The sequence below is a fragment of the Roseobacter sp. genome (assembly GCF_024639605.1).
Lineage (GTDB): Bacteria > Pseudomonadota > Alphaproteobacteria > Rhodobacterales > Rhodobacteraceae > Roseobacter.
In genome coordinates this window covers 1-26,782 of sequence record NZ_JAHEHZ010000005.1, presented here as the reverse complement: position 1 = coordinate 26,782, position 26,782 = coordinate 1, and the positions used below count along the sequence as shown (strand labels likewise).

Genomic DNA, 26,782 nt, shown 5'->3' with positions numbered 1-26,782 from the left:
CTGTCAATATGGGGGCGGTTCCGCCGCAAAGGAAGGGGGGGATCAGCCATTATTTACCGGTTGTGAAGGGCTCAAGCCGGACTATTCACTGTTTCCAGCGCCAGCATCGCGCGTTTCACTGGCAGGCCCCAGTGGTATCCGCCAAGCCCGCCTGATTTGCGCAGGGCCCGGTGACAGGGAATCAGCCAGCTGATCGGGTTGCGTCCGACGGCCGTGCCCACAGCGCGCACCGCGCGGGGGTTTCCGACCGCGCGGGCAATCTCGGAATAGGTGGTCACGTGACCGGACGGGATTGCCAGCAACGCCTCCCACACCTTGATCTGAAAGGGCGCGCCGATGAGAAACAGCGGCGTCGTATCCGGTTTGCCGCTGCCGGCGCCGAAAGCCTGAAGCGCCCAGGGGCGCAGCATCACAGGATCTTCGGTGAATTCAGCTGAGGGCCAGCGCTGCATCAGGTCATCCATGGCAGCTTCTGCGCCGAGCTCGGCGGCAAAACCGATGCCGCAGATGCCTTTATCGGTGCCCATCACGATGGCCGGACCGAAGGGGCTCTCAAACCAGCCCCAGCGGATTTCAAGGCCGGCCCCTTTGCGGGCGAATTCGCCGGGGCTCATCGCCTCCCAGCGCACAAAAAGATCATGCAGGCGGCCACTGCCGGACAGCCCTGCGGCATGTGACGCTTCAAGTGTCGTGAACCGCTCGGCAAGAAGAGTTTTTGCATGACCCAGGGTCAGATATTGCTGATACTTTTTTGGTGAGATGCCAACCCAGCGCGAGAACAGCCGCTGAAAATGGGCGTTACTCATGCCCATCTCCGCTGCGATGGCATCGAGGGACACGGGTTCTTCTGCCTGATCAAGCAGTTCAATCGCCCTGCGGATCACCCCGTAGTGATAGCTGCCTTCTGCGTCGGCGGTAAAAGTCTGATGCTCTGTCATGCTTCAGATGTAGCCGGGACGGCGGGGAATTTCGACCCGGAACCTGCGCATCATGCACGGATGGCCTGCTGTTGCCCCGGCAGATCCTGACTTTGCGCCGGCGGGTCGATCAGCAGGCGTGCTTCTTTGCGGGTCACACAGGGACGCACGGTGCTCTGACGGCGGTAATCCGCGCCGAGCAGGTCTTTCAGTCGCGCACGGTCCTGCGGGCTCAGACGGCGCAGCGCTTCCGGCCCGGTGAACATCGTCTCGACCCATGCACCTTCGGCAAGAATGATCTGATGCTCTGCGCACAGAATGTGGGTCAGCGTAAAACTTCGTTGCGGCACAACAGCGCGGGCGACATCACGATCAAGCCAGGCTTTGGCCGGTGCCAGCACTTCAGCGGAAAAATAAAGCAGTTCAGCACGCGCAGAACACAGCAGCACCCGGTGGTCACCGGTCAGGCAAAGATCATGCACCGGGGTCCCGTTTGCCAGAGATCCCGCCGGCAGACACAAGGGTGCCTCATCGGGATACTGCCGGAAATAGCCTGCATCCAGACGGGTGCGCCCGATCCAGAGGATAGGCTGATAACCGTTGTCGCGCGTCAGCACCAGATCGGAGGTCTCCAGCCATTCGACCGGCATATCCCCTTCCTGGGTTGCAATCATCGTCCCCGGACCGAAACAGGCCACCGAATTCTGCTCATAAAAATTATACTGGCTCTTTGCGTCCTCAGACTGCCTGCCTTTCATCTTTTCGCCGGAATCTGTTGTGCCGACAAAGGTGTAGCTCTCTCCCGGCTGCATCGGCTCACTGGGCACATAGCCCACAACCTCGCCGTCGATCTCAAATACGTGCACCGAGAAAACGTCACCGCCCGATGTCTCGTACCAGCGCACCTCTTCGACATAGATACGGCCCGCATCGAGCGTATTGCCGCTGCTGTCATAGACCGTTGCCGTCTGGTCCGCGTCATCGCCGACCTCGTCATTGTTGCCGTCACCGTCGGCGAAAATGTCGTTGTCTTCGACCTCGATACGCGTACGCCCGTCGCGGGCGTTGTAATCAGAAGCCAGAGAGGTCTGACCGGTTTCCGGGTCAATTACGAGTGCATCCGGCCCATAGGCATAAAAGGTCCGTGTCGGCATATTCATCCTGCTCCTGCGATTGCGCCACTCTTTCAGATCAGGGTAAATTTCCGGCTGAAAAAACCGTTGGCTTTTGTGACGGATTTTAGAGATATCGCGGCCGATCAGCTTGCCCCGGGCTGTAAATCACCGCATACCTCCGGCATGGCAAAACAGCTCGGCTATCATACGATCCGCGAGATTTTCACGCGCTTTCAGAAGGCAGATCCCGCACCTGTCGGCGAGCTGGATCACGTGAATGCTTATACGCTCGTGGTAGCTGTCGCTCTGAGCGCCCAGGCGACGGATGCCGGCGTCAACAAAGCCACGCGCACGCTTTTCGCAATCGCGGATACGCCGCAGAAGATGCTCGATCTCGGGCAGGAGGCGCTCACCGAGCACATCAAAACCATCGGTCTTTTCCGGCAAAAAGCGAAAAACGTCATGAAGCTGAGCCGGATCCTCGTCGATGACTACGGCGGCGAGGTACCTAACAGCCGCGCGGCCCTCGAAGGGCTGCCGGGGGTCGGACGCAAGACCGCCAATGTGGTGCTGAACATGTGGTGGCGGCATCCTGCACAGGCCGTGGACACGCATATCTTCCGGCTCGGCAACCGCTCAGGCATTGCCCCCGGCAAATCGGTCGAGGCGGTCGAACGCGCCATCGAGGACAATATTCCGGTGGATTTTCAGCTGCACGCCCACCACTGGATGATCCTGCACGGGCGCTATCATTGTAAAGCACGCAAACCGCAGTGCCCAACCTGCATCATCCGCGACCTGTGCGCATTTGAGGATAAGACGACATGAAACACTACCAGCTTGTCGGCATCGGTAACGCCGTTGTCGATGTGATCAGCCATGCCGATGACAGCTTTCTCGATCATATGGGCATCCAGAAAGGCATCATGCAGCTTGTGGAACGCGACCGCTCCGAGACGCTTTATGCCTCGATGTCTGACCGGTTGCAGACCCCGGGCGGGGCGGTTGCCAATACCGTGGCCGGGGTCGGCGCTCTGGGGCTGCAGACGGCGTTTATCGGGCGTGTACGCGATGATGCGCTGGGACGGTTTTATGCTGATGCAATGACGGATAACGGCATCGATTTCGTCAACCCGCCGGTACAGAACAGCAATTTGCCGACCTCGCGCAGCATGATTTTCGTGGCCCCTGACGGAGAGCGGTCAATGAATACCTATCTGGGCATTTCAGTTGGGCTGACCTCGGGCGATTTGCCGCATGAAGTCACCGCCAACGCGCGGATCATGTTCCTTGAGGGGTATCTGTTTGATCACGACGCCGGCAAAACCGCGTTCCGCGAAGCGGCCCGCGCGACCAAAGCCGGGGGTGGCATCGCAGGCATCGCTATTTCGGACCCGTTCTGTGTGGAGCGGCACCGGGCGGATTTCCTCGCGCTGATCGAGCACGATCTTGATTATGTGATCGGCAATGAGCATGAGATCTGCTCGCTTTTTGAGACGGACCTGGAGAGCTCGCTGACCAGAACCGCCGCGATCTGTCCGCTGGTGGTCTGTACCCGGTCGGGTGATGGCGTTTCGGTCATCTCTGACGGCAAGCGCATTGATGTCGCCGTTAAGGAAGTCACCCCCGTGGATGCCACAGGGGCAGGTGATCAGTTCGCAGCAGGGTTCCTTTATGGCCTGGCAACCGGACGCGCACTGGATGTGTGCTGCAAAATGGGCAATGCCTGTGCGGCTGAGGTCATCAGTCACATCGGCCCGCGCCCGCAAAAAGACATGATGAAGGTGTTTCAGGCCGAAGGCCTGATCTGAGAATGCTCAAAGACGGGTTTCACGATGTGCCGCCGGGCAAAATCGCGGTGATTGTTACCAGGCTGGAGATGCGCGCGCCACCTGAAATGCGCGCGGTGCCGCTGCCAGACGGAATAAGCTTTCATGAGGTGACGCCCGACCGCGACTGGTACCGGGATATTTTTCGCCGCGTGGGCTCGGAGGACTGGCTCTGGTACGGGCGTCTGCAACTGGATGATACGGCGCTCGATGCGATCCTGACGGATCCTGCAACAGCCTATTTCACCCTGCGCACGGACGGGCGGGACGAGGCGCTGCTGGAGCTTGATTTCCGACGCAAAGGAGAATGCGAGCTGGCCTATTTCGGCCTGACACGGTCGCTGATCGGCTCCGGGTCCGGAAGGTATCTCATGAACGAAGCGATTACGCGGGCCTGGGCACAACCCATCAGCCTTTTTCATGTGCACACCTGCACCATGGACAGCCCGCAGGCGCTGGAATTCTACCGGCGCAGCGGGTTCACGCCAGTCGGTCAGAAGGTGCAGATCGATGACGATCCGCGTCTCAAGGGGCTGCTGCCGGAAACGGCCGGTCCGGGCGTGCCGGTTTTCACAGACTGAATTTTCAAAGACTGAGGTGGTCGCGGAATTCCTGCAGGACGGCCTCATAGACGTGGCGCTTGAACGGCACGATATTCTCTACGAGATCCGCGACCGGCAACCAGCGCCACTCTGAGAACTCGCGGGGTTCTGCCTCGATATTGACCTCATCATCGGTGCCATGAAAGCGCAGAAGAAACCATTTCTGCTCCTGACCGCGAAACCGCCCTTTCCAGAGCTTAGGTACGAGATCATGGGGCAACTCGTAAGGGAGCCACCGGTGGCTTTCGGCCACGATGCTTACCTTATCCGGCGAGACACCCGTTTCCTCCCGCAATTCGCGCAGCGCCGCATCGCGCGCCTCTTCGCCTTTGTCGATCCCGCCCTGCGGCATCTGCCAGGCGGCGATCCGGCTGTCGATCCGCTGTCCGACAAAGACCTCGCCCGCGGCATTCATCAGCATGACACCGACGCAGGGGCGATAGGGCAGCTTTTGGATGTCTTCGGGGGTCATGTCAGAAATCTCTCCATTAAGGCCCGGCACAGATGCTGGCCCGACCTTTGCACGCTTTCCCGCTGGATAACCTGAAAGCCCGTCGCCTGAAAGGCCGGTTCCGCCATCAGGCTGGCGTGTGTCCACAGGCGCGGCATGTCGTGCCGGCGCGCGCGAGCTGCAATTGCATCTGAGAGCGCGCGAAAAAGGCCGCGGCCCCGCGCCTGAGGCAGGATAAAGGCCAGACCGATGTATCCGTCGCGCGCCAGCGTCATGAAGCCCGCCGTCCCGCCCGCTTCTTCGGCGACGGCACAGTCACAGGCGGCCAGCCGCGCGGCAAAGCCTGCAGGCTCCGGTCGCGCGGGCATCCATGCGGCCCTCTGCGCCTCGCTGTACGGGCTCTCCCCTTCGCGCACCGCACGGAACATGATCTCCGCCAGCGCGGGCGCGCAGCCGGGCTCTGCCCACCTTATCATTCTGCATGCTTTCGCCGTTTGACGCCGCGTTCGACGTGACAGCGTATATGTGAAAATGTGATGTGGTGCCAACCAACAGGGGGAATTTTCGGCATGGCAGACTATCCGCATCTTCTGGCGCCGCTGGATCTGGGGTTTACCACGCTCAAAAACCGCGTGCTTATGGGCTCGATGCACACCGGTCTTGAGGAAACGAAAGACTGGAACCGGGTCGCGGAGTTCTACGCCGCCCGTGCACGGGGTGAAGTGGCGCTGATGGTTACAGGCGGGATCGGCCCCAACCCCGAAGGCTCCGTCCTGCCGGGTGCCGCACAGATGGTCAGCGATCAGGATGTCGCCAACCACCGCATCGTGACTGACCGGGTACATGCGGCGGGCGGCAAGATTGCCATGCAGATTTTGCATGCAGGGCGCTATGCCTATGGCCCGAAATGCGTGGCCCCCTCTGCGATTAAATCTCCGATCTCCCCGTTTGTCCCGACCGAGCTCGACGCGGACGGCATTGAAAAGCAGATCAGTGATATCGTGGCCTGTGCACAGCGCGCGCAGGAAGCGGGATACGACGGGGTTGAGATCATGGGCTCCGAGGGGTATTTCCTCAACCAGTTCCTGGTGACGCATACCAATAAACGCACCGATGAGTGGGGCGGATCCTATCAGAACCGGATGCGCCTGCCGGTGGAGGTTGTGGCCCGTGTGCGCGAGGCGGTGGGCACTGATTTCATCCTGATCTACCGGCTCTCGATGATCGATCTGGTGCCCAACGGCTCCACCCATGCCGAAGTTGTCGAGCTTGCGCAGGCCGTTGAGGCCGCGGGTGCTACGATCATCAATACCGGTATCGGCTGGCATGAAGCGCGGATCCCCACGATTGCGACATCGGTGCCTCGTGCAGCCTTTGCCTGGGTCACCAGAAAGCTGATGGGTAAAGTGGGCATTCCGGTGATCACCTCGAACCGGATCAACACCCCTGGCGTCGCCGAAGAGGTGCTGGCGACGGGCTGTGCGGATATGGTCTCCATGGCGCGTCCGATGCTCGCGGATGCCGATTTCGTCGCAAAGGCCATCCGTGGCGAAGGCGATACAATCGCGCCCTGTATCGCCTGCAACCAGGCCTGTCTGGATCATACGTTCTCGGGCAGGATCTCCAGTTGTCTGGTGAACCCGCGCGCCTGTTATGAGACGGAGCTTACAATCGCGCAGGCGGATGAGACGCGCACGATTGCCATTGTCGGTGCCGGGCCTGCGGGCCTGTCCACCGCAATCACAGCGGCTGCGCGCGGGCATAATGTCACCCTCTTTGACCGCGCGGATGAAATCGGCGGTCAGCTGAATATGGCCAAACAGGTGCCGGGCAAAGAAGAGTTCTTCGGCCTTGTGGACTGGTACCGGACGATGCTGGACCGGCAGGGTGTCTCTGTGCATCTGGGCCGCGAGGTGACCGCCGACGATCTGCAAAGCTTTGACGAGGTCGTGATTGCGACCGGTGTTCTGCCGCGTGATCCGGGCATACCCGGGCAGGACGCGCCGCATGTGGTAAATTATGTCGACGTGCTGCGCGGCAAGGCAAAGGTCGGTGACCGGGTGGCCATTGTCGGGGCCGGCGGCATCGGTTTCGACGTGGCTGAGTATCTTGTGCACGAAGGTACCAGCCCCACCGAAAGCTTGCCTGACTGGATGCGCGAATGGGGCGTCACCGACCCCGAAGAGCACCGCGCGGGTCTCGCCCCCGAAGGCCCGCAACCGGATGCGCCGGCCCGCGCCGTTACCCTGTTGCAGCGCAAAGCGGAGAAACCCGGCAAGCGGCTCGGTAAGACGACTGGCTGGATTCACCGCATGGCGCTGGCGATGAAAGACGTGAAGATGGTCGGCGGCGTAAATTACGAGCGCATCGAAGACGGCGGTCTCGTGGTCTCTTATGGTAAGGCCCGCGAGAACCCGACGCTGATTGAGGCCGATACGATTGTGCTTTGCGCCGGGCAGATTTCCGACCGCACCCTTGCAGATGCGCTGGAAGAACGCGGTATCGCCTGTCATCTGATCGGTGGCGCCGATGTGGCCGCCGAGCTGGACGCCAAGCGCGCGATTGATCAGGGCACCCGCCTCGCCGCCGCGCTGTAACAGCGGACAGAGCTGTGTCTGCGGCGGCGGGACCATAAGAAGCTGTTCGCGGCGATTTGCAGCTGCGGGGCGAGGTACCTGCCAGACACCGGGGTCGGATTTACGCAGTGCGGCCAATACAATAACGTGTGATCTGATCCTGGCCGCGCGCATATAATTAGCGTTTCCACGCCTTCAACGATCCATGCAAAAACCGCGATACTGTCCAGGATGCGCCCCGTTCCTGCCTGAATTGGTGACCATAAGTTTGCGTAACGAGGAAATTGAAGGGATCGGCAATGGACCGCCTGACAGAAATGGAAGCCTTTGCGACGGTCGTAGACCAGGGCGGCTTCACAGATGCGGCCAAGAAAATGGGGATTTCAAAATCCGCCGTTTCCAAGCATGTCTCATCACTTGAGGCCCGTCTGGGCGCACGTTTGCTGAACCGCACGACGCGCCGCGTCAGCCCGACAGAAATCGGGCTTGCCTATTATGACAGGGCCCGCCGGGTCCTGAATGATGCCGGTGAGGCCGATGCACTTGTCACCTCGATGCAAAGCGCGCCCTCGGGCCTGTTGCGCATCTCGGTGGCAACGGATTTCGGTGTGAACCATCTGTCGCCCGTGCTGAGTGAATTCCTGTCGGATTTCCCGGATATCACTGTGAATATGGTGCTGAACAACCGCTATGTTGAGCTGATTTCTGAAGGCTTTGATATGGCCGTGCGGATCGGAGAGCTGGAAGACAGCACCCTGCGCGCGCGCAAACTGACCGAAACTACAAAACGCATGATCGCGAGCCCGGATTACTTCGAAAAGTACGGCCGTCCGGAAAAGATCGACGATCTGAACGATCACAAACTGCTGCATTATTCGAACCAGTCTTCCGGCAATGTCTGGAAACTGACGGCCCCCTCGGGCGAAAAGCGGCAGGTACGGACGGCAGGCTGGCTCAGCGTGAATGACGGGCAGTCTTTGCTGAACGCTGCGATTTCGGGTCTTGGCATCGCATATCTGCCGAGTTTTCTCTATGCTGATGCGATGGAAAAGGGTCTGATCGAAGACGCAATTCCCGACCTGCCGGTTGAGACACAGGGCATCTATGCGGTCTATCCCCCGGGTCGTTTCACTCAGCCCAAAGTGCGCGCCTTTATCGATTTTCTGGTGCATGCCTTTGCTGAAAAAGGTCCGTCGGACTGGTGAACCCACCCGCCCCGTCAGCTTTACCCCGGTGTCTCCTGCGCCGGGGTTTTTCTATTCCGAATTGAGCAACACGGCCTCGACGCGGCGGTTGAGGCTGCGCCCGGCGTCGGTCAGGTTCGAGGCAACCGGTGCAAGGTACCCCATGCCCTCTGCATCGAGCCGGCTGCCGTCAATTCCGTACTGATCAACCAGCCGCTGGCGCACAGAGCGCGCTCGGGCGCGCGACACTGCGATGTTCGGAGAGAGCCCGCCGGTCGTATCGGTGTGCCCCACCAGAGCCAGGCGCAGATCCGGGCGGTCTCTGAGCAAAGTTGCAAGCCTTTGCAGCGATGCAAAGGGACCCGGACCCAGATCGGTGCTGCCGGTATCAAATTCGAGATCACGCAGCACGACGAAACCCCGCTCCAGCAGGTTGTCTTCGTTCACACGGGGCAGAGCAGCCGCAGGTGCCGCCGGTTCCGGGGGCGGGCCGGCCTGAGGTGTTTCTGACACCACATCGGGTGCAGGCGCGGTTTCGGGCAACAGATTTTCCATCGACACGCCGGTATCAACGGCAATCACCTGAACATAGGCAGATGCCGCCGTTACGCTGACAACCACGCCCAGAACCCGCCCCGGCGCTTCCCGCGGGCCGGCAACAGCCGTGAGATACCGGTAGCGCGAAAGGTTCACATACATGTTCGGGCCGGGCAGGATTTCGGTCTCGAAGCGGAAATCAAACCCGCCACAGTCGCGCGCGGCACATTCGAAAATCACCTCATAACCCGCAGCCTCAATCTGCGCACGCAACGGCAGAACGACCTGAAGCGGGGTCAGTCCGGGTGTATTGATCCGCCACGCGCGCCGGGTCACGGCCCCCTCGACCTGCAGGGACGGCACAGCACCGTCGCGCCACACACCCACCGGCGCTTCAAAGCTGTCAGGGGCGGTATTGCGTTCGACGGTCAGACGCGCGCCGAGGGGCAACTCTGGCTCAAACGCTTCCAGCGGCAGGGCGGCACAAAGCGCCAGGGCGGCAAACAGGCCGCGTAAAAACGGCCCGCGCGGTGTCATCTGCCCTGCGCGTGATAATCGTCGTTAGGACGCATGTCAGTGGCACTCGCAACCCGGTTGGTCATGTTGAAAAAACCTGCCACATTCGCGATGTCCCAGATATCGTTATCGGTGAAACCCACCTTGCGCAGGGACTGGCGGTCAGCCTCTTCTATGGTGGCGCTCGCGGTGGTCATCTTTGCGGTAAAATCGAGCATCGCGCGCTGGCGGCCGTCAAGATCTGCCACGCGGTAGTTCATCACCAGCGCTTCTCCGAGCTTCGGATCGCCCGAAAGAACCCGCACAGCCGCGCCATGCGCGACCAGGCAGTAAAAGCACTTGTTGATCGAAGAGACGACCACTGCAATCATTTCGCGCTCCAGCTTGCTCAGCCCCGAAGGCGCCAGCATCAGATTGTTGTACATGCCGGTGAAAGCATCGAGCTTATCGATGTCAAAGGCATAGGCGCGCAGCACATTCGGGATCATGCCCAGCTTTTCCGTGCAGACGTCGAAATACTTCTGCGTGGGCGCGGGCAGCGGGTCCGTCATCGGAAGGTCCAGCGCTGTGGGCAGGTCACGGTCAGCCATAATCTTTTGCTCCTGTCGCAGACGTCATGCGGTAATGGTAATGTCCGGCCCTCTCAAAGCCCAGAGCCGAATAGAGCGCGTTTGCTGCGGTGTTGGCTTCGGTGCAGAGGACGGCCATGGTTCGGGCGCCCTGATCCTGCGCCCAGAAGGCCGCCGCGCGCATGATCCAGCCTGCCACCCCCTGGCGGCGCTGCGCGGGTTTAACCTCGACCGCATGCACCATCGCGATATCGCCGTCACAGGCGACAAAGCCCGTTCCTGCCGGTTTCTCGTTCCAGCGTACCAGAATGCCGGTCCGGTTCTCCGCCCGCGCCATTACGTCGAGGCGCGCGGGCCCGATGCCACCCTCTGCCCAGATTTCCGCCATGATCGCCAGCGGCTCCCGGATTGCGAACGCGGTAACAGGGGGGACCGGTTTGTCCGTCAGGCCCGCAACGGGCATCACCAGGACCCGTACCGGGTCAACGATCGTATAACCCCGCGCGTCCAGCAACGCATCCAGCGCCTCGTCACCGGCGCGGATCATGAACAGCGGCGCCTGATGCAAGGCGCGCATGGCGTCTTCGGCCTGCGCGATATCGGCTTCGGTGACCGGTGCCGCGGCCGTTGCCGCCGAAACGCGCTTGCCACCGCCCTGCCCGTCCCGGATGAGCCATGGGCCGGCCCGGTGCGTTGCTGCCGCAGGCCAGGTTCGTTCCACCGCGTCAAAGAGCCGGGAGGGCGCAGGCGTCATTCCGCAAAAGCCGCCCGCAACTTTGCCAGTGCCTCGTTAACCAGCGCATTATCCCCGCCACGGATCACCACGTTGGCACCGTATTTCCCGTCTCTCAGCTGAAAGGGATATGACCCCATGCTGAGCTGCGGATAGGACGCGGCAATCTCACCGAGAGGCCCCGCGATATCTCCCTCGCCGCGGTTGATCCGCAACGTCTCCGAGATCAGCGGCGCGCCACCGGTCAGCTGAGGCAGAATGCTCTCCACCATCGCTTTGAAGACCGAAGGCACACCCGCCATGACATACACGTTCTCAACGGTAAAACCGGGGGCAACCGAGACCGGATTATCGATCAGGCCGGCACCCTCGGGGATGCGCGCCATGCGCAGGCGTGCCGCATTAAGCTCGAGCGCCGATTTTCTGTAATGCGCTTCAAGCAGGCTGCGGGCATCCTCGCGTACGTCGATGCTGCGCCCGAATGCTGCGGCAATGCAGTCGGCGGTGATGTCATCATGGGTGGGTCCGATGCCACCGCTGGTAAAGACATGATCATACGCAGCCGCGAGCGCCCGTACCGCGGCAATGATCGCCGCACTGTCGTCGCTGACAACCCGGACCTCGCGCAGATCGATGCCTGCCGCAGTCAGTTCGCCAGCGAGATAGTACATATTCGCGTCGCGTGTACGTCCTGACAGGATTTCGTCTCCGATCACCAGCATGGCCGCTGTGGGGTTTGACATGTGCACATTCCTTGCGTCTGTCTCTCACCGGGGTATAGACCCCGCATCATGCGCTTTCAAACTGATCTTATCCCGGCCCGCCTGACCCGCCGCTACAAACGCTTTCTGGCGGACTGCGTACTGGAAGACAGCGGTGCGGAGATTACCGCGCATTGCGCCAATCCGGGTTCCATGGCGGGTCTTGCGGACCCGGGCACCCGGGTCTGGCTTGAGCCCAACGATGATCCGAAAAAGAAGCTGAAGTATGGCTGGCGGCTCGTTGATCATGAAAACGGACATTTTACAGGTGTCGATACCGGCATTCCGAACCGGGCTGTGAAAGAGGCACTGAATGCGCATCAGATCGCGCCGCTGGAAGCTTACGGGACGGTGCGGGCGGAAGTGAAATACGGCCGCGCGAGCCGGATTGATTTCCTCTTGCACCAGGAGGGCCTGCCCGATGCCTGGGTTGAGGTCAAAAGTGTGACGCTGAGCCGGGCCGGGGGGTTCGCCGAATTTCCCGACAGCGTCACGGCACGCGGGGCAAAGCACCTCGCAGACCTTGGGGAAGTTGCCGCAGCCGGGCACCGCGCAGTGATGCTCTATCTGGTGCAGCGCAGCGATTGTACACACATGGGGCTCGCCGGCGATATCGACCCCGCATATCTCGCAGCCTGGCGCGCGGCCACGTCGCAGGGTGTTGAAACCCTGTGCTTTGATACCGATATCTCGCCCGAAGCCGTGCGTGTCGGCCGTCCGCTGCGGATTGAAATCTGAACCGCCTCTGGCCCTTGCCGGTCAGGCGCGATAAAATAAACGAACAAGGCTCAAGAGACGTACGATGGAGACACCGGTGAACGAAGACCTGCGCGGACGCCAGACCAAAGATGGCATACGCATCTACAACAGCAGCGATTTCGCGGGCATGCACAAGGCAGGCGCGCTGGCGGCGCGTATTCTTGACGATATCGCGCAACATGTGTTTGTCGGCCAGACCACGGGCGAGATTGATCGCCTGATCACGCAAATGGTCAGTGACGCGGGTGCCACGTCGGCGACGATCGGCTACAAAGGCTATCAGCATGCGAGCTGTATTTCGGTCAATCACGTGGTCTGTCACGGCATTCCGGGCGATAAGAAGCTCAAACCCGGTGACATTCTCAACATCGACGTGACCGTGATCGTGGATGGCTGGTTCGGTGACACCAGCCGCATGTATGTCGCCGGCAAGCTGCCGCGCAAAGCCGAACGCCTCATCGAGATCACCCATGACGCGCTGATGATCGGCATCGATGCGGTAAAGCCCGGCAATACGTTCGGCGATATCGGTTATGCCATCCAGTCCTTTGTCGAGAGCCACCGGATGTCAGTGGTGCGCGATTTTTGTGGCCACGGTCTGGGGCGGGTGTTTCACGCGCCGCCCAATGTGCTGCACTACGGCCGTCCGGGCACCGGTGCGGTTCTCGAAGAGGGCATGTTCTTCACCATTGAGCCGATGGTCAATCTGGGCCGCCCGGAGACCAAGACACTGTCCGATGACTGGACGGCTGTGACCCGTGACAAATCACTGTCGGCGCAGTTTGAGCATTCAGTTGGTGTCACGACTGAGGGGGCGGAGATTTTCACGCTCTCGCCCGGCGGCATGTTTCATCCGACGTATTCTCAGGACTGATCTTTCTCCGCCTGCGCATCGCGGCGGATGATTTCCAGCAACAGCGTGTCCCTGCCAAGGGGCTGCACCGCATCACCGATGAACACCGGCGTGCTTTTGCGCGGCTGTCTGGCCGGCGCTGTCCGGTCGCGCTCAGGCAGGGTCCAGGCGGGAAAAAACACAGATGCAAACATGGTGGCAGACTAGCACATCATTTCGCTTTTTTCGACAGCAGTGTTATCCAGCTGTCGCCGTATTTCCGCTGATCAACCGGCGAAAAACCCTCAGGCGCCTGCATGGGCCCCGCTTCTTCCCAGACGACAAAGGCGTCCTGCGCCAGCCAGCCGGCGGCACCGGCCTGTGCCAGAGCCTGATGACCAAGATCCTTGCCATAGGGTGGATCCAGAAACACCAGATCGCAGGGTGTGCCGGCACAGGCCGGCAGCGCGCGTGCGTCCCGCGTGATCAGGCGGGTTTCCCCGGCCACCCGCAGCTTTGCGATATTCTCACGGATCAGGCGCCCGGCCACCCGCCCGTCATCGACAAAGGTGACATGGGCGGCGTCCCGCGACAACGCCTCCAGCCCCAGCGCACCGGTGCCGGCGAACAGATCAAGCACCTGCGCGCCGACGAGCACATCGCGGTTGTGCAGCACATTAAAGAGGCTCTCGCGCACCCGGTCGGTTGTTGGACGCAAATGCGCACCTGCATCTCCCTTTCCGACACTCGTCAGAGCGACACTGCGGAACCGGCCCGCAATAATCCTCATGCTTTCAACAGCGGTTTCAGATCAGCAGCCGGATCACCGACCAGTGCAGGATCGGCGGTTTTACCGCTCTCAATAAGCCGCTTACCGATCATATAAGCGCGCGGATCGTTCATCGCATCAACAGCCAGAAGCATCCCGTCCCGGTAATACCAGAATGAGGCTGTCTGCCCCTCGCCGCGCCGGGTCACTACGGTATCATATCCGGTATTGAGCCCGGCGATCTGCAGTTTCACATCGTACTGATCGGACCAGAACCAGGGCGTTGCCACATATTCAGCTCCAGCGCCCATGATATTGGCGGCGACGGCTTCGGCCTGATCAATGGCATTGGGCACGCTTTCAAGACGGATGCGCCCGCTGCGCCACGGGAAAGACGCACAATCCCCCGCCGCCCAGATATGCGGGTCTGAGGTACGCCCGAAGGCATCCGTGCGGATGCCGTTGTCTGTCTCCAGGTTAGCCGCCTCTGCCAGGGCTGTGGCAGGGCTGATGCCGACACCAACGATCGCAAAATCAATATCGATCTCACGGCCGTCGGTCAGACGCGCGCCCGACACGCTGCCCTCGCCCAGCAACCGGTCGAGACCCACCCCTTCGCAGATCTCAACCCCGTGGCGGTTATGCAGTTCGCGGAAATAGTCGCTGGTCTGCGGGGCCGCAACGCGTTGCAGGATCCTGTCAGCCATCTCCACCAGCGTTACCCTCAGGCCGAGTTTTGCCGCCACCGCCGCAGCTTCAAGACCGATGTAGCCGCCGCCGATGATCAGCACCTTTGCACCGGCCTTGAAATGCGGCGCCATGGCATCGGCATCCGACAGGTCCCGCACCACAAACACGTTCCCCAGATCACCGCCGATGGCAGCCGGCAGCCGGCGCGGCTCTGACCCGGTCGCCAGCACCAGATCGTCGTAGCGCAGCACTTCGTCGCCAAGTGACACCGTCTGCGCCGAGGGGTCGATCGCGGCCACGAGAGCACCCGTGCGCAGTGCGATGCCCTGTTCCGAATAAAAACTTTCCGGGCGCAGAAAGAGACGCTCGCGCGTCATCTCACCCATCAGATAGGCCTTGGACAGCGGCGGACGCTGATAGGGCGGGACCGGTTCATCACCAATGAGTGTTATGTCGCCCTCAAAACCGCTGTTGCGCAGTTTCGCCACACAGGATGCCCCCGCCTGGCCTGCACCGATCACGATTACCTGTCCCATTCACGCCCCTTCCGACATGGAATTTGCTGGTCGCCTGCCCGCACGCACCCTATATCGACGCTGAGAACGAACGCAATTACAAGAAAGGCGTATCACATGACGATTTCTCAGGGCGATCAGCTTCCCGATGCAACCCTTGTCCGGCTGGGCGACGAAGGACCGGAGACGGTTTCGCTGGCAGATAAGACAAAGGGGCGCAAAGTCGTGATCTTCGCCGTGCCCGGCGCCTACACACCGACCTGCCATTCGGCGCATGTGCCGAGCTTTGTCCGCACTAAAGATCAGTTTGACGCCAAAGGAGTGGATGAGATCATCTGCGTTTCGGTCAACGATCCGTTTGTGATGAAAGCCTGGGGCGAGAGCACCGGTGCCGCCAAAGCCGGTATCACCATGCTCGCCGATCCCGACAGCAGCATGACCAAAGCACTCGGCATGGAGTTCAGCGCACCGCCCGCGGGGCTGGTGGACCGTTCCAAACGCTACGCGATGCTTGTGGAAGACGGCAAAGTGACCCTCTTCCAGCCCGAAGAGGCTCCGGGCATGTGCGAGGTCTCAGCCGGCGAAGGCCTGCTCGAAAACATGTAAACCGTAAGTTTGTGGTCAGGACCAGGGGCCCGGTGCTGATGTGCCGGGCCCTGTTTCGTGACCTGGGGGTTCAGTCGGATGCATCGGCATCCACGCTGACGATCGTGCGTGTCGGGAAGGGGATGTCGATACCACCTGCATCCAGCGCCTCTTTGACCGCGCGTTTCATGTCAGCCTGATAGGCGAAATACTCAGAGGCATCGACCCAGACTCGCACCAGAAAATCAACTGAGCTCGCACCGAGGTTGTTGACCTGAATGAATGGCGCAGGCTCTGCTTTTGACCGCGGATCCCGCATAATCGTGTCGATAATAATCCGCTCGGCATCGGCCAGATGAACCCCGTAACCCACACCGAACGTCCACTCCGCGCGGCGCGTGTCATTGGTCGAATAGTTTGTGATCACATTGCCCCAGACCTGCGAATTGGGGATGATCACCTGTACATTGCTGATATCGGCCAGTTCGGTGAAGTTGAGGTTTACCGTCACCACGGTGCCCATGGTGCCGCCCACATCGACAAAATCGCCGGTGCGGATCGGTCGGAAAAGGATCAGCATCACGCCGGCGGCAATATTTGACAGAGTGCCCTGAAGGGCCAGACCCACCGCCAGACCGGCGGCACCGATAACCGCGATAATCGAGGTCGTCTGCACGCCGAAGGTGTTGAGCACAAAAAGCGCCGTGAACCCGAGCACCACATACCGGACGATCGAGGACAGGAAATCAAAGAGCATGTCATCAAGATGTGCATGCGCCCGGCCAAGCGCGCGAACGCGTTGCTGAAGCCAGGCCGATATGAACCAGCCGAGCAGCAGGATACCGATGGCTGCGAGCACGGAACCCGCAATACCGGCCAGAAAATCAAGGGTGAGCAGATCGGCGAGGGTCTTTCCCTGCCAGATTTCGGTCTGAAGCATATTTTCCATTGGTATTACCCGGCGAGGCTGTTCATTTTACTGGCGAGTTTGACATCGAGAGCGCTCAGCCCGTCCACGTCATGTGTGGTCAGCACCACGTTGACCGTTTTATAGACGTTGTCCCATTCCGGGTGGTGGTTCATCTTTTCAGCCCAGATCGCGACCTGAGTCATCCAGCCAAACGCCTCGACGAAGTTTTTGAACTCAAAGGTTTTGCAGATCGCGTCGCGGCCTTCGGCCATTTCCCATTCGGTGGCCAGAAGCGGGCCCAGGAGGGTGCCGCGCTCATCATCTTTCAGTTTCTCAGTCATTCCTGTTCCTCAACTTTGGCCCGCCGGAAGGGGCCATATTCCGTCAGCACGCTGATCTCTTCGTCTACAGCGTCCCGTTCCGCTTCAAGATAGCGCGCGATGGCGTCCTGAAACCCCGGATCACCGACCCAGTGCAGCGACCAGGTGGGCCGTGGAAGATACCCGCGCGCCAGTTTGTGCTCGCCCTGAGCACCGGCCTCGACCCGGTCAAGTCCGCGCGCAATCGCGATATCGATGGCCTGATAATAGCACAACTCGAAATGCAGGCACGGGTGATGTTCGGTACAGCCCCAGTAGCGGCCGTACAGCGCCTGACCACCGATAAAATTCAACGCACCCGCAACCGGCACGCCATCGCGTTCCGCGAGCACCAGCGCCATGTCATCGCGCAGCGTTTCCTGAGCGATGTCGAAAAACCGCCGCGTGAGATAGGGGGTTCCCCATTTGCGCGCGCCCGTATCCTGATAGAACCGCCAGAAAGCGTCCCAGTGCTCAGGCTGCAGATCATCGCCCGTATAGGTGCGGATCGTGCCGCCGAAGGCCTGTGCCTGTGCGCGCTCCTTGCGGATGTTTTTGCGCTTGCGCGAGCTCAGGCTGGCCAGAAACCCGTCGAAATCAGCATAACCGTGGTTTTCCCAGTGAAACTGCTGTGTCTTGCGCAGCATCAGGCCCATATCGGCGGCGCGCTCAGCTTCACCTCCGGTACAGAAGGTCACATGCAGCGAGGAAATATTGTTGTTCTGCGCCAGCTGCACCGCGCCCTGCACGAGGGCTGCTGTGCCGGTCTCTTCAAAATCCGGGCGCACGAGAAACCGCCGGCCCGTGGCGGGCGTATGTGGCACCGCAATCTGCAGTTTGGGGTAATAGCGCCCGCCAGCGCGCTCATAGGCATGCGCCCAGTTGTGATCGAAAATATATTCGCCCTGGCTGTGAGATTTCACGTACATCGGTGCGACACCGATCAGTTGCCCGTCAATGAGGGCGGTCAGATACTGCGGCTGCCATCCGGTGCCCGCCCCCACCGAGCCGCTGGTCTCAAGCGCGCTCAGAAAACGGTAGGTGGTGAAGGGATCATCGGGCCGCCCGCCATCTGCGGCTTCGGGGCAGGCGCAGGCATCCCAGTCCTGCGCGGTTATTTCGCGCAGGCTGGAAACAACCCGGATCTCGACTTCCTGTTCGTGCATGTTGCGCGCTTCTGCCATGGGCATAACCTGTGCTGCTGCGCGGCTGGTTCAAGCGTTCAGCGGTGCGTGATACTGCTCAAAGGTAATATTTTCCGCGATCCGGCGTGCCTGCGCCTCTTCCTCCGGCGATTTTATCGTCCAGCAGAGGATATGCGCTCCGGCAGATTTCAGCGCCTGCACCCGCGGGCGGGACAGATCCTGCCATTCGTGACTGATGAAACTGCACGCCGCCCGGTCGTAATCCGGAATGTCGCGCAGGCTGGCGCAAACTTCCGGATCAAGCTGCCAGCCGGAAGGGTCGTAAGAGCTGGTCACCAGCCCGCGCGGCACATCCGGCAGCAGCGCCGCCATCTTTGCCACGGAATGCGGGTTGAATGACATCACGGCGACAGGTCCGGCGTATCCGGCAAGAGCACTCGCCACGGCCCGCTCCAGCAGCCCGATGTCAGGTCCCATCGCGCCGTCCTGATCCTTGATCTCGATAAGAAGCGGCACGCGACCATCTACGAGAGCGAGGATTTCTGTAAGCGTCGGGATGCCTTCGCCGTCGCCACCTTTGAGTTCAGTAGCGGTCAGCATGTCGCTGCTTTGTGCCCGCACGGGGCCGCTGGCACGGGCGAGCCGGTCCAGATTGTCGTCGTGAAAGACCAGCGCCTGATCATCTGCGCTCAGCTGCACGTCAATTTCAATGCCGTATCCCGCCGCAATCGCGGCCCGGATCGCGGCACGGCTGTTCTCCGGGCGACCGTCGGTCACATCATGCAACGCACGATGCGCGAGCGGAACCGTGAGAAAAACGTCAGGAAGCGGCGGTCTCATCGGATCTGAAAGATGCCTTCGATTTCGACAGCCACACCAAAGGGGAGTGACGCCGCGGATACCGCGGAGCGCGCGTGACGGCCCGCGTCACCCAATGCTTCCACAAGAAAATCCGATGCCCCGTTGATCACCTTTGGCTGATCGCCAAAATCGAGGGTCGAATTCACGAACCCGGTAAGTTTCACCACGCGCTCCAGCCGGTCAATATCCCCGTCGCAGGCAGCTTTAACCTGAGCAAGCAGGCTGATCGCGCACCAGCGGGCCGCATTGGCTGCCACATCGACATCCATGTCATCGCCGAGTTTGCCTTTGATCATTCCGTCGGGTCCGGCGGATATCTGCCCGGAGACGTAAAGCGTATCACCCGTCCGGACCCAGGGCACATAATTGGCCGCTGGGGCGGGTGCGTCGGGCAACGTAACACCCAGTTCGGCAAGTCTGGCAGCAAAGCTCATGGCGTATTCCTTTGTTCAGCGAAGGCGCGTCTGATCACGCAACCATCTCACGCCCCCCGATACCAGCCCCGACATCCTCTGTGCGAGCAAAAACTTGTCCTGACCCCTTGCGAAATGCAGTTGCAGAGCGACCGGCAGGGACATCACCGGACCGCCCCGCCGCAGCCAAAACCAGTCTCTGTACGGGCAGGTGATGCCCGGACGCCCCTGCGCGGGGCATATATCGTTGACCCGGGAAATTTTCCACGCTCTTGATGATGTGCGCAATAACCGTTACCGCTCAGTTTCATGTTTCCCGCTCTGTCACTTCGTTGCCACATCACAAAGTTTCCTCGAAATCGCCGTCTGGGCAACGCAGACAAAAGACTTATCTGTCGCACACTCTGATTTGCAGGATCGCACCATTGTTTCATTACCGCCCCTCAGGACTGCCCCTCCGCGCCGCCGCAGTACTTTTGCTCTGTGTTTTCGTCAGCGCCTGCGCAACATCGCAGGATCAGGTGACCCGCACAGCCGGTATTAACGATCCCTATGAGACGACCAACCGGAAAATCCATGCATTCAACAAAGGGCTCGACAGAAACCTCGTGCGCCCGGTGGCGCAGGGATATGGTTATGTGGTGCCGGTGGAAATCCGCAATACGGTGAATAATTTCTCCGATAACCTCTCGACACCCGGTTATGCAGTCAACAGTCTGTTGCAGGGCGATCTGGCAAGTGCCGGTGTATCGGTTATCCGATTTGTGCTGAACACGACCATCGGTCTGGGCGGCTTTGTGGATGCAGCTTCGGAACTGAAGATTGCAGACCGCAAAACAGATTTCGGCGAGACGCTGTCGGTCTGGGGCGCCGGCGAGGGTGCCTATATTGAACTGCCGCTCTTCGGGCCGTCTACTCAGCGGTCGACCGTCGGCCTGGTCGTGGATTTCTTTACCAACCCGCTGACTTTTGCAACAATCGAAGATGTGCCGGAGCGGTATGTACCGCCTGTCTCGAAAGGCTTTGCCGGTCTGAACAATCGCGAAAAGTTCAGCGACACAATCGACTCAGTGCTGTATGAAAGTGCAGACAGCTATGCTCAGACGCGCCAGATCTACCTGCAGAACCGGCGTTTTGAACTTGGCGAAAATTCCGCAGACGACTTTGATCCTTATGAGGACCCCTATGCTCAGTAATATTTCCCGCCGGAGTGTTCTTTCCGGCACCGCTGCAACGCTTTTTGCAGCTGCCTGCGCCACCCCTGCGCTTGCTCTCAGCGAGAGCGCTGCGCGCAATCTTGTTGAAACCGTTGTTGGCGAGATCAACCGCGTCATCGAATCCGGCAAGTCCGAAGCGGCAATGCTGCGCGATTTCGAAGCAATCTTCGTGCGGTATGCCGATGTGCCGATCATGGCGCAATATGCCCTTGGAAACGACGGTCGCTCGGCCACCGCAGCTCAGAAAAGTGCCTTTACCAATGCTTTTCAGGGATATATCTCGCGCAAATACGGCAAGCAGTTCCGTGAGTTTATCGGCGGACGCGTCGAGGTACAGTCTGCACGGCAGATCAAAGCCGGGTACGAGATCCGGTCCGTGGCTTACCTGCAGGGCGAAGAGCCGGTCGATGTTACCTTTCTGGTGTCTGACAGGTCCGGACGGGACAAGCTCTTCAACATTTTCGTCGAAGGCGTGAACCTGCTCCTGACAGAGCGCACCGAAATCGGCGCGATGCTCGACAAGCGCCGGGGCAATATCGATCAGCTGGTTGCCGATCTGCGCAACGCCGGCTGAGAAACGCTCAGCGTTCCTGTAGCGGGCGCGTCCCGGAGGACCCGCCCCCACCACCGCCCAGAATATCTCTGAGCAGGCTTTCCAGCAGCCCCACAGGGCCGTTTGCGGACGGCGTGCGGGTCTCGCGCGTTTCGCCCCGGCCCGGCAGCATCATCGGCAGCGGCGACAGGGGCATCCCTTCATGCACGCGGCTCATGGTTTCACGCCAGATTTCCGCCGGCAGCCCGCCACCTGTCACGCCGGTCAACGGTGTATTGTCATCATAGCCCATCCAGATGCCCGCCACGTAATCCGCAGAGAAGCCCACAAACCATGCATCACGCGCGGCCTGGGTGGTGCCGGTTTTCCCGGCAAGTTCCCGACCGCCGAACTGTGCGCGCTGTCCGGTGCCCTCAGAGACTACTTTCTCCATCATATAGATCAGCTGGCGCGCGGCCTCTTCCTGTATAACCCGCTCACCGATGCCGCCGCCGGTTTCCATCAAAGGCTCTTTGTCATCCAGCAGACGCAGGTCAATCAGCCCGTAGGGTGTCACCGACGATCCGCCGTTAAGGATGCCCGCGTAGGCGCCCGTCATGTTGATCAGCGTGCTTTCAGAAGCCCCGAGCGCCAGCGCCGGCCCGGCAGCGAGATCACTTTCCAGACCGAACTGAGTGGCCACATCCCGCACCAGATCACGTCCGACAAACTCCGAGACCTTGACCGCCGGAATGTTCAGGCTGTCCTGCAACGCCCGTGTCAGGGTCACAGTGCCGTAATGCCTGTTGGTATAGTTTCGCGGCGACCAGGGGCCTGAACCCGGGATATCGATGGTCAGCGGTTCATCCTCGACCGTATCATTGGGTGAATACCCCAGATCAAGGGCTGCGGCGTAGACAAACGGTTTGAAAGCGGAGCCGGTCTGGCGCCTGGCCTGGACCGCCCGGTTGAACGCACCGTCCACCCTGGTCCGCCGTCCGCCGACCATGGCGCGCACGGCCCCGTCAGCGGACATGACAACGATGGCGGCCTGAGCCTCAGAACCCTCGCGCACTTTATTTGCGAACACCCATTTCATGGCCTCCTCGGCGCTGCGTTGGATGCGCTGATCAAGCGTTGTGCGGATGATCACGTCTTCGGTGGTTTTGCGGGTGAAGAACTCAGGACCCGACGACATAACCCAGTCCGCGAAATACCCGCCCGAGCGGGCCTCGGCAGCCTCGGAAAGCTCGGCGGGGCTGTTCTGTGCCGCTTTCGTTTCAGCATCCGACAAAAAGCCCTGTTCGTTCATCAGGCGCAGGATCGTCGCCGCGCGGTTGCGCGACCGGGTCAGGTCATTGGTCGGCGCAAAGCGGGTCGGCGCCACCAGCAGCCCTGCGAGCATCGCCGCTTCGGCGGCATCCACATTTGCGGCCGACTTGCCGAAATAGCGCTGGCTGGCGGCCTCAAATCCACGGGCACCAGCGCCCAGAAAGACGCGGTTCATATAAATCGTCAGGATCTCGTCTTTGGAGTATTTTACCTCCATCGCCAGCGCATAAATCGCCTCGGACGCCTTGCGCTTTATAGTCCCGCGGCGACATTCGGTCTCATATTCCGCTTCGCTCTGGGTTTCGGGATTATAGGGCACGCCAAGACACAGCAGCTTGGCGGTCTGCTGCGTGATGGTTGAGCCTCCGTGACCTGAGAGCGGCCCGCGTCCTTCGCTCAGGTTAATTCTGACCGCACTTGCAATGCCGCGCGGGCTCAGGCCGAAGTGACGGTAAAAGCGCCGGTCCTCGGTGGCGAGGATCGCATTCTTCAGATAGGGCGAGACTGTCTGAGCGGTGACGGCGCCCCCGAACTGATCGCCGCGCCAGGCAAAGACGCGGCCCTCGTGATCAAGCAGGGTCACAGATCCGCGCGCCCGCCCGTCGAGCAGCTCCGTCGCCGGCGGCAGCGAGGTTGCATAATATCCGACAAAGAGCGCCAGAACGACGCCGGCGACAAGCCCGACACGCCAGACCACCCGCCAGATCAGGCGGATCACCCACCTGATCAGCCGTTGCACCAGCCCGATCAGCCCGCCACGACGGGGCCGCGACGGCTTTTTGCGCCGGCTCCTGCGGGCAGGTTTCGGTTTGGCCTTTACTTTGCGCGCAGATTTAGCGGCCGCTTTGCCGCCATAACGTTTGTCTGCGACCAGAGGACGTTTGCCTCTTGGTGAATCACTCATGAAGAACCTGCCCGGCCCGGTTTGTTTTGCGCACCTTATCCGGCTTTGAGCAGATTGTTGAGGCGCGGTATGCTGCAGTAGCAATCTATTTTAAGCCTTATTTTTGTGCAAATTAAGTATTTCGCATAATTTTTGTGCAATTTTGCAGGAAACACCTGCTAATCGCCCGCCGAAATCTTCCATCGCTACATGCCACCGGGCGACATCTGCTTGCGTAAAACGCAGGACAACCTGCCCAGTTCAAGGGGATCAGAGGTGAAACTCATCATAGCAACAATCAAGCCGTTCAAGCTGGAGGAGGTCCGTGAAGCGCTGACCGAAGCCGGCGTGCGCGGCATGATGGTCACGGAAATCAAGGGATTTGGTTCCCAGTCCGGCCACACAGAAATTTACCGTGGCGCCGAATACGCCGTGAACTTCGTACCGAAGGTGAAAATCGAGATCGTCGTGCCCGAAAGCAGCGTGGATCAGATCGTCGAAACCATCACGAAGACGGCCCATACCGGCAAAATCGGTGACGGCAAGATCTTTGTCCTCGGCGTCGATCAGGCCGTGCGCGTGCGCACCGGCGAAACCAACGAAGACGCTCTGTAAAGCGGCATCATCCAGGGATAACCATTATGACACACTTCAAGACACTTGCCGCTGCCGCTGCGCTGACTGCGCTGCCGACACTGGCGCTCGCGCAGGACGCGGCTCCGGGGTTCGATGAGATCGGCCCCTATATCATGACAACTCTGCTCTTCTGTATGGCGGGTTTTCTCGTTTTCTTCATGGCAGCAGGCTTTGCCATGCTCGAAGGCGGCCTCGTGCGGTCCAAGAACGTGACGATGCAGATGACCAAAAACATCGCTCTTTTTTCGATTGCGGCGATCATGTACTGGCTCGTCGGCTTCAACACGATGTATCCGGGTGATTTCAACGGGTATTTCGCTATCGGAGGCCAGACGGTACTCGACGCAGTTGGTGTTGCAGCTGCTGACGCCGCGCTGGATTATGCCTCTGTCGGGTCCGACTTCTTCTTCCAGCTGGTGTTTGTTGCTGCTACCGCGTCCATCGTTTCAGGTGCTGTGGCAGAGCGCATCAAGCTCTGGCCCTTCCTGATATTCGTCGTTGTGCTGACAGGCTTCATGTACCCGATCTCCGGCTCCTGGCAGTGGGGCGGCGGCTGGCTCAGCGAGATGGGTTTCTCTGACTTCGCCGGTTCCACCGTTGTGCACTCCGTGGGTGGCTGGGCCGCTCTGGCCGGTGTCATCGTACTCGGACCGCGTCTGGGCAAATACAAAGACGGCAAAGTGAACCCGATGCCCGGTTCTAACCTTGCACTTGCTACACTCGGTACGTTCATTCTGTGGCTCGGCTGGTTCGGCTTCAATGGCGGCTCACAGCTTGCCATGGGCACCGTGGGTGACGTGTCTGACGTCAGCCGTATCTTTGCCAACACCAATATGGCAGCGGCAGCGGGTGCTGTAACGGCGCTGATCCTGACGCAGATCCTCTACAAGAAGCCTGACCTTACCATGGTGCTGAACGGCGCGCTGGCGGGTCTGGTATCGATCACAGCTGAACCTCTGGCGCCAACTCTCTTTGGTTCGCTCTGGATCGGTGCCGTTGGCGGTATCATCGTGGTCCTGACCATTCCGATGCTCGACAAAATGAAGCTCGACGACGTTGTCGGCGCCATCCCTGTACACCTCTTTGCAGGTATCTGGGGCACCATCGCGGTGATTTTCTACGGCGAAGCAAGCCTCATCACGCAGCTCACAGGGATCGTTGCCTACGGTGTCTTCACTTTCGTGGCCAGCCTCGTGGTCTGGTTCATCCTGAAGGCGGCAATGGGTATCCGCGTCAGCGAGGAAGACGAGATCAACGGTCTCGACGTCTCTGAGCTGGGCATGGAAGCCTACCCCGAGTTCGCCAAAGGCTGATCTTCCTCTCCTCCCGGAGAACACCACCTGCCCGGGCGTTCGCGCCCGGGCTTTTTTGTGCCCACGCTGTACCGTCAGGGTTTCACAGTTACCCCCGAACGTGCTCCGGCGTCACAAAATCCAACGTGCCTCTGAGACAATCAGGTCAGCGACAACCGGTTTGCAGTTGCCGCGAATGACTGGTCCGGGCCCGGTTCAACCTTCCTGACGATGTTGTTCGCGCCTGCGGCACAGCAACCCGCTGAGGAAACGTAATCTGCCGCCCTCTGGTTCAGATACTCGTCGTTTGCAGGTACAGTTCAGGTTCCGAAGGGGTTTCGGCAATCAGTCTGCTGGCAATCAGTTTGGTCAGGAACAGGCCGAACTGCGGATTATCGAGGCACAGATTTTCCACGTTGTCTTGCGAAATTTCGTAAAGCTCGCATTCAGTTATGCACAGTACGGAAGCCGTGCGGTCTTTGTCGGGGCGAAAAATACCCATCTCACCTACCAGTGTTCCTGGTGAGATGGTTTTCTGGAGTTCCGGGATCAGGAGCTTTCCGTTTGCGAGGAAATAGATTGCATCCGCAACGTCTCCCCTCCGGAACAGCACCGTGTCCTTGGGCAGTCGCTTTCGCGTCATGAAGGGGATCAGGATGTCGATTTCCGCACGACCTTCGAGTGCCGTTCTGATGCTTCTGATCTCCTTTACCTTCTGTACCGTCCGGTAGAGATTCAACGGCAGCAATGCGGCATGCAATACGAAAATCGGAATGAGTTCGGCGACGGCCCCGTAGATCAGGAAAGCAATGTTTGAGGCAACTGCCATCACCCGAAGTTTAAGCATTCCTTTCATGCAAAATGTCAGAAACACCATGCCACAGGCGAGATATCCGATTAATTCTGCCCAGGACGGATGGAAATTTAAATTGTCTAAAATTTCGATTGCTGTTCACCTGCAGAGTACTTCGGGAAATTCATTTTCAAAATACTTCGCAGATTTCTATGCTAGTGCAACCCTGCCGCTGCAAGGCAGAAAAGGGGCCACACCTGGTTGGAGATAACGCAGCAATTCTCCGGCCACAAGCATTCACATTTTCCCGAAAAATCGCCAGATGCTCCGCACTTAATGCATTCGGGACGCGCCGCGGGAGACCAATTGGCATCTTTGCCGTGCCGCCACTGCCATATGGCTGCTTGAGACCATTGGCTGCGCTGCGCACGGACAAGGCAGGTTTGTCCTGAGGCTGTGTGAAAACTCC

30 protein-coding genes are annotated in these 26,782 nt (G+C 60.1%); 12 read left to right on the top strand and 18 right to left on the bottom strand.

Features of this window, described 5'->3' with window-relative positions:
• Nucleotides 1–71: 71 nt before the first annotated feature.
• Together Q0M35_RS01470 and Q0M35_RS01465 are read right to left on the bottom strand one after the other, a co-directional pair.
• On the bottom strand, nt 72–938 hold the full coding sequence (locus Q0M35_RS01470) for a bifunctional helix-turn-helix domain-containing protein/methylated-DNA--[protein]-cysteine S-methyltransferase (RefSeq protein ID WP_295311469.1): 867 nt from the start codon (nt 936–938) through the stop codon (nt 72–74).
• A gap of 50 nt (nt 939–988) precedes the next feature.
• Nucleotides 989–2,077 carry a Hint domain-containing protein gene (locus Q0M35_RS01465; RefSeq protein WP_295311467.1) on the bottom strand — a complete coding sequence of 363 codons (1,089 nt, stop codon included), beginning with the start codon at nt 2,075–2,077 and terminating at the stop codon, nt 989–991.
• Between the two features lie 138 nt (nt 2,078–2,215).
• Between Q0M35_RS01465 and nth the strand changes: the two genes are divergently transcribed.
• The 3 genes from nth to Q0M35_RS01450 are packed head-to-tail and all read left to right on the top strand — an operon-like array spanning nt 2,216 to nt 4,442.
• The gene (nth, locus tag Q0M35_RS01460; RefSeq protein ID WP_295311520.1) at nt 2,216–2,860 is read left to right on the top strand and encodes an endonuclease III; all 645 of its coding nucleotides are present in this window, start codon (nt 2,216–2,218) and stop codon (nt 2,858–2,860) included.
• A complete protein-coding gene (locus tag Q0M35_RS01455; RefSeq protein WP_295311465.1) occupies nt 2,857–3,843 on the top strand; it encodes an adenosine kinase in 987 nt (328 codons plus the stop codon). Before nth ends, Q0M35_RS01455 begins: the two co-directional genes overlap by 4 nt.
• Before the next feature lie 2 nt (nt 3,844–3,845).
• Nucleotides 3,846–4,442 (top strand): GNAT family N-acetyltransferase, encoded by a 597-nt coding sequence (locus Q0M35_RS01450; protein ID WP_295311463.1) that lies wholly within the window; start codon nt 3,846–3,848, stop codon nt 4,440–4,442.
• A gap of 4 nt (nt 4,443–4,446) precedes the next feature.
• Here the strand turns inward: Q0M35_RS01450 and Q0M35_RS01445 are convergent, their stop codons facing one another.
• The gene (locus Q0M35_RS01445; protein ID WP_295311461.1) at nt 4,447–4,935 is read right to left on the bottom strand and encodes an RNA pyrophosphohydrolase; all 489 of its coding nucleotides are present in this window, start codon (nt 4,933–4,935) and stop codon (nt 4,447–4,449) included.
• Nucleotides 4,932–5,390: a GNAT family N-acetyltransferase gene (locus tag Q0M35_RS01440; RefSeq protein WP_295311459.1), complete on the bottom strand. Its 459-nt coding sequence runs from the start codon at nt 5,388–5,390 to the stop codon at nt 4,932–4,934. Before Q0M35_RS01440 ends, Q0M35_RS01445 begins: the two co-directional genes overlap by 4 nt.
• A gap of 93 nt (nt 5,391–5,483) precedes the next feature.
• Here Q0M35_RS01440 and Q0M35_RS01435 point away from each other — a divergent pair, with 93 nt between their 5' ends.
• Together Q0M35_RS01435 and Q0M35_RS01430 are read left to right on the top strand one after the other, a co-directional pair.
• Entirely contained in the window at nt 5,484–7,511 is a 2,028-nt protein-coding gene (locus Q0M35_RS01435) for an NADPH-dependent 2,4-dienoyl-CoA reductase (RefSeq protein ID WP_295311457.1), read from the top strand.
• Nucleotides 7,512–7,789: 278 nt separating this feature from the next.
• Nucleotides 7,790–8,695 carry a LysR family transcriptional regulator gene (locus tag Q0M35_RS01430; protein WP_169642015.1) on the top strand — a complete coding sequence of 302 codons (906 nt, stop codon included), beginning with the start codon at nt 7,790–7,792 and terminating at the stop codon, nt 8,693–8,695.
• 51 nt (nt 8,696–8,746) lie between these two features.
• Here Q0M35_RS01430 and Q0M35_RS01425 read toward each other — a convergent pair whose 3' ends face one another.
• From Q0M35_RS01425 to Q0M35_RS01410, 4 genes are read right to left on the bottom strand one after another with little or no spacing between them, the layout of a single operon-like run.
• Nucleotides 8,747–9,748 (bottom strand): OmpA family protein, encoded by a 1,002-nt coding sequence (locus tag Q0M35_RS01425; RefSeq protein ID WP_295311454.1) that lies wholly within the window; start codon nt 9,746–9,748, stop codon nt 8,747–8,749.
• On the bottom strand, nt 9,745–10,317 hold the full coding sequence (locus Q0M35_RS01420) for a peroxidase-related enzyme (protein WP_295311452.1): 573 nt from the start codon (nt 10,315–10,317) through the stop codon (nt 9,745–9,747). Before Q0M35_RS01420 ends, Q0M35_RS01425 begins: the two co-directional genes overlap by 4 nt.
• Complete coding sequence (locus Q0M35_RS01415; protein ID WP_295311450.1) at nt 10,310–11,050, bottom strand: GNAT family N-acetyltransferase; 741 nt, start codon at nt 11,048–11,050, stop codon at nt 10,310–10,312. Before Q0M35_RS01415 ends, Q0M35_RS01420 begins: the two co-directional genes overlap by 8 nt.
• On the bottom strand, nt 11,047–11,772 hold the full coding sequence (locus Q0M35_RS01410; RefSeq protein WP_295311448.1) for a molybdopterin-binding protein: 726 nt from the start codon (nt 11,770–11,772) through the stop codon (nt 11,047–11,049). Before Q0M35_RS01410 ends, Q0M35_RS01415 begins: the two co-directional genes overlap by 4 nt.
• Nucleotides 11,773–11,820: 48 nt before the next feature.
• Between Q0M35_RS01410 and sfsA the strand changes: the two genes are divergently transcribed.
• Nucleotides 11,821–12,528: a DNA/RNA nuclease SfsA gene (gene sfsA, locus Q0M35_RS01405; RefSeq protein WP_295311446.1), complete on the top strand. Its 708-nt coding sequence runs from the start codon at nt 11,821–11,823 to the stop codon at nt 12,526–12,528.
• Between the two features lie 64 nt (nt 12,529–12,592).
• A complete protein-coding gene (map, locus tag Q0M35_RS01400; RefSeq protein WP_295311444.1) occupies nt 12,593–13,423 on the top strand; it encodes a type I methionyl aminopeptidase in 831 nt (276 codons plus the stop codon).
• Here the strand turns inward: map and Q0M35_RS01395 are convergent.
• The 3 genes from Q0M35_RS01395 to Q0M35_RS01385 are packed head-to-tail and all read right to left on the bottom strand — an operon-like array spanning nt 13,414 to nt 15,376.
• The gene (locus Q0M35_RS01395; protein ID WP_295311442.1) at nt 13,414–13,584 is read right to left on the bottom strand and encodes a hypothetical protein; all 171 of its coding nucleotides are present in this window, start codon (nt 13,582–13,584) and stop codon (nt 13,414–13,416) included. The genes map and Q0M35_RS01395 overlap by 10 nt on opposite strands.
• 29 nt (nt 13,585–13,613) lie before the next feature.
• Nucleotides 13,614–14,171 (bottom strand): 16S rRNA (guanine(966)-N(2))-methyltransferase RsmD, encoded by a 558-nt coding sequence (rsmD, locus tag Q0M35_RS01390; RefSeq protein WP_295311440.1) that lies wholly within the window; start codon nt 14,169–14,171, stop codon nt 13,614–13,616.
• Nucleotides 14,168–15,376 (bottom strand): FAD-dependent oxidoreductase, encoded by a 1,209-nt coding sequence (locus Q0M35_RS01385; protein ID WP_295311438.1) that lies wholly within the window; start codon nt 15,374–15,376, stop codon nt 14,168–14,170. The genes rsmD and Q0M35_RS01385 overlap by 4 nt, the downstream gene beginning before the upstream one ends.
• A 96-nt stretch (nt 15,377–15,472) precedes the next feature.
• Between Q0M35_RS01385 and Q0M35_RS01380 the strand changes: the two genes are divergently transcribed.
• The gene (locus Q0M35_RS01380) at nt 15,473–15,961 is read left to right on the top strand and encodes a peroxiredoxin (protein WP_295311436.1); all 489 of its coding nucleotides are present in this window, start codon (nt 15,473–15,475) and stop codon (nt 15,959–15,961) included.
• A 70-nt stretch (nt 15,962–16,031) separates the two neighbouring features.
• Here the strand turns inward: Q0M35_RS01380 and Q0M35_RS01375 are convergent, their stop codons facing one another.
• Genes Q0M35_RS01375 through Q0M35_RS01355 form a run of 5 tightly spaced genes read right to left on the bottom strand, consistent with a single transcriptional unit; the run spans nt 16,032 to nt 19,649 of the window.
• Nucleotides 16,032–16,889, bottom strand: a complete 858-nt coding sequence (locus Q0M35_RS01375; protein ID WP_295311434.1) for a mechanosensitive ion channel domain-containing protein — start codon at nt 16,887–16,889, stop codon at nt 16,032–16,034.
• 5 nt (nt 16,890–16,894) lie between these two features.
• Nucleotides 16,895–17,191 carry a 4a-hydroxytetrahydrobiopterin dehydratase gene (locus Q0M35_RS01370; protein ID WP_295311432.1) on the bottom strand — a complete coding sequence of 99 codons (297 nt, stop codon included), beginning with the start codon at nt 17,189–17,191 and terminating at the stop codon, nt 16,895–16,897.
• Nucleotides 17,188–18,375 (bottom strand): GNAT family N-acetyltransferase, encoded by a 1,188-nt coding sequence (locus tag Q0M35_RS01365; protein ID WP_295311518.1) that lies wholly within the window; start codon nt 18,373–18,375, stop codon nt 17,188–17,190. The genes Q0M35_RS01370 and Q0M35_RS01365 overlap by 4 nt, the downstream gene beginning before the upstream one ends.
• A gap of 48 nt (nt 18,376–18,423) precedes the next feature.
• On the bottom strand, nt 18,424–19,194 hold the full coding sequence (locus Q0M35_RS01360) for a glycerophosphodiester phosphodiesterase family protein (protein ID WP_295311430.1): 771 nt from the start codon (nt 19,192–19,194) through the stop codon (nt 18,424–18,426).
• Entirely contained in the window at nt 19,191–19,649 is a 459-nt protein-coding gene (locus Q0M35_RS01355; RefSeq protein WP_295311428.1) for a RidA family protein, read from the bottom strand. Before Q0M35_RS01355 ends, Q0M35_RS01360 begins: the two co-directional genes overlap by 4 nt.
• Before the next feature lie 500 nt (nt 19,650–20,149).
• Between Q0M35_RS01355 and Q0M35_RS01350 the strand changes: the two genes are divergently transcribed.
• Complete coding sequence (locus Q0M35_RS01350) at nt 20,150–20,824, top strand: VacJ family lipoprotein (RefSeq protein ID WP_295311426.1); 675 nt, start codon at nt 20,150–20,152, stop codon at nt 20,822–20,824.
• Nucleotides 20,814–21,419: a phospholipid-binding protein MlaC gene (locus Q0M35_RS01345; protein ID WP_295311424.1), complete on the top strand. Its 606-nt coding sequence runs from the start codon at nt 20,814–20,816 to the stop codon at nt 21,417–21,419. The genes Q0M35_RS01350 and Q0M35_RS01345 overlap by 11 nt, the downstream gene beginning before the upstream one ends.
• A gap of 7 nt (nt 21,420–21,426) precedes the next feature.
• Here Q0M35_RS01345 and Q0M35_RS01340 read toward each other — a convergent pair whose 3' ends face one another.
• Nucleotides 21,427–23,613, bottom strand: a complete 2,187-nt coding sequence (locus tag Q0M35_RS01340; protein WP_295311422.1) for a PBP1A family penicillin-binding protein — start codon at nt 23,611–23,613, stop codon at nt 21,427–21,429.
• Between the two features lie 255 nt (nt 23,614–23,868).
• Here Q0M35_RS01340 and Q0M35_RS01335 point away from each other — a divergent pair, with 255 nt between their 5' ends.
• Entirely contained in the window at nt 23,869–24,207 is a 339-nt protein-coding gene (locus tag Q0M35_RS01335) for a P-II family nitrogen regulator (protein ID WP_169642031.1), read from the top strand.
• Between the two features lie 26 nt (nt 24,208–24,233).
• Nucleotides 24,234–25,541: an ammonium transporter gene (locus tag Q0M35_RS01330; RefSeq protein WP_295311419.1), complete on the top strand. Its 1,308-nt coding sequence runs from the start codon at nt 24,234–24,236 to the stop codon at nt 25,539–25,541.
• Between the two features lie 271 nt (nt 25,542–25,812).
• Here Q0M35_RS01330 and Q0M35_RS01325 read toward each other — a convergent pair whose 3' ends face one another.
• Nucleotides 25,813–26,397 carry a cyclic nucleotide-binding domain-containing protein gene (locus Q0M35_RS01325; RefSeq protein WP_295311417.1) on the bottom strand — a complete coding sequence of 195 codons (585 nt, stop codon included), beginning with the start codon at nt 26,395–26,397 and terminating at the stop codon, nt 25,813–25,815.
• Between the last annotated feature and the right edge of the window lie 385 nt (nt 26,398–26,782).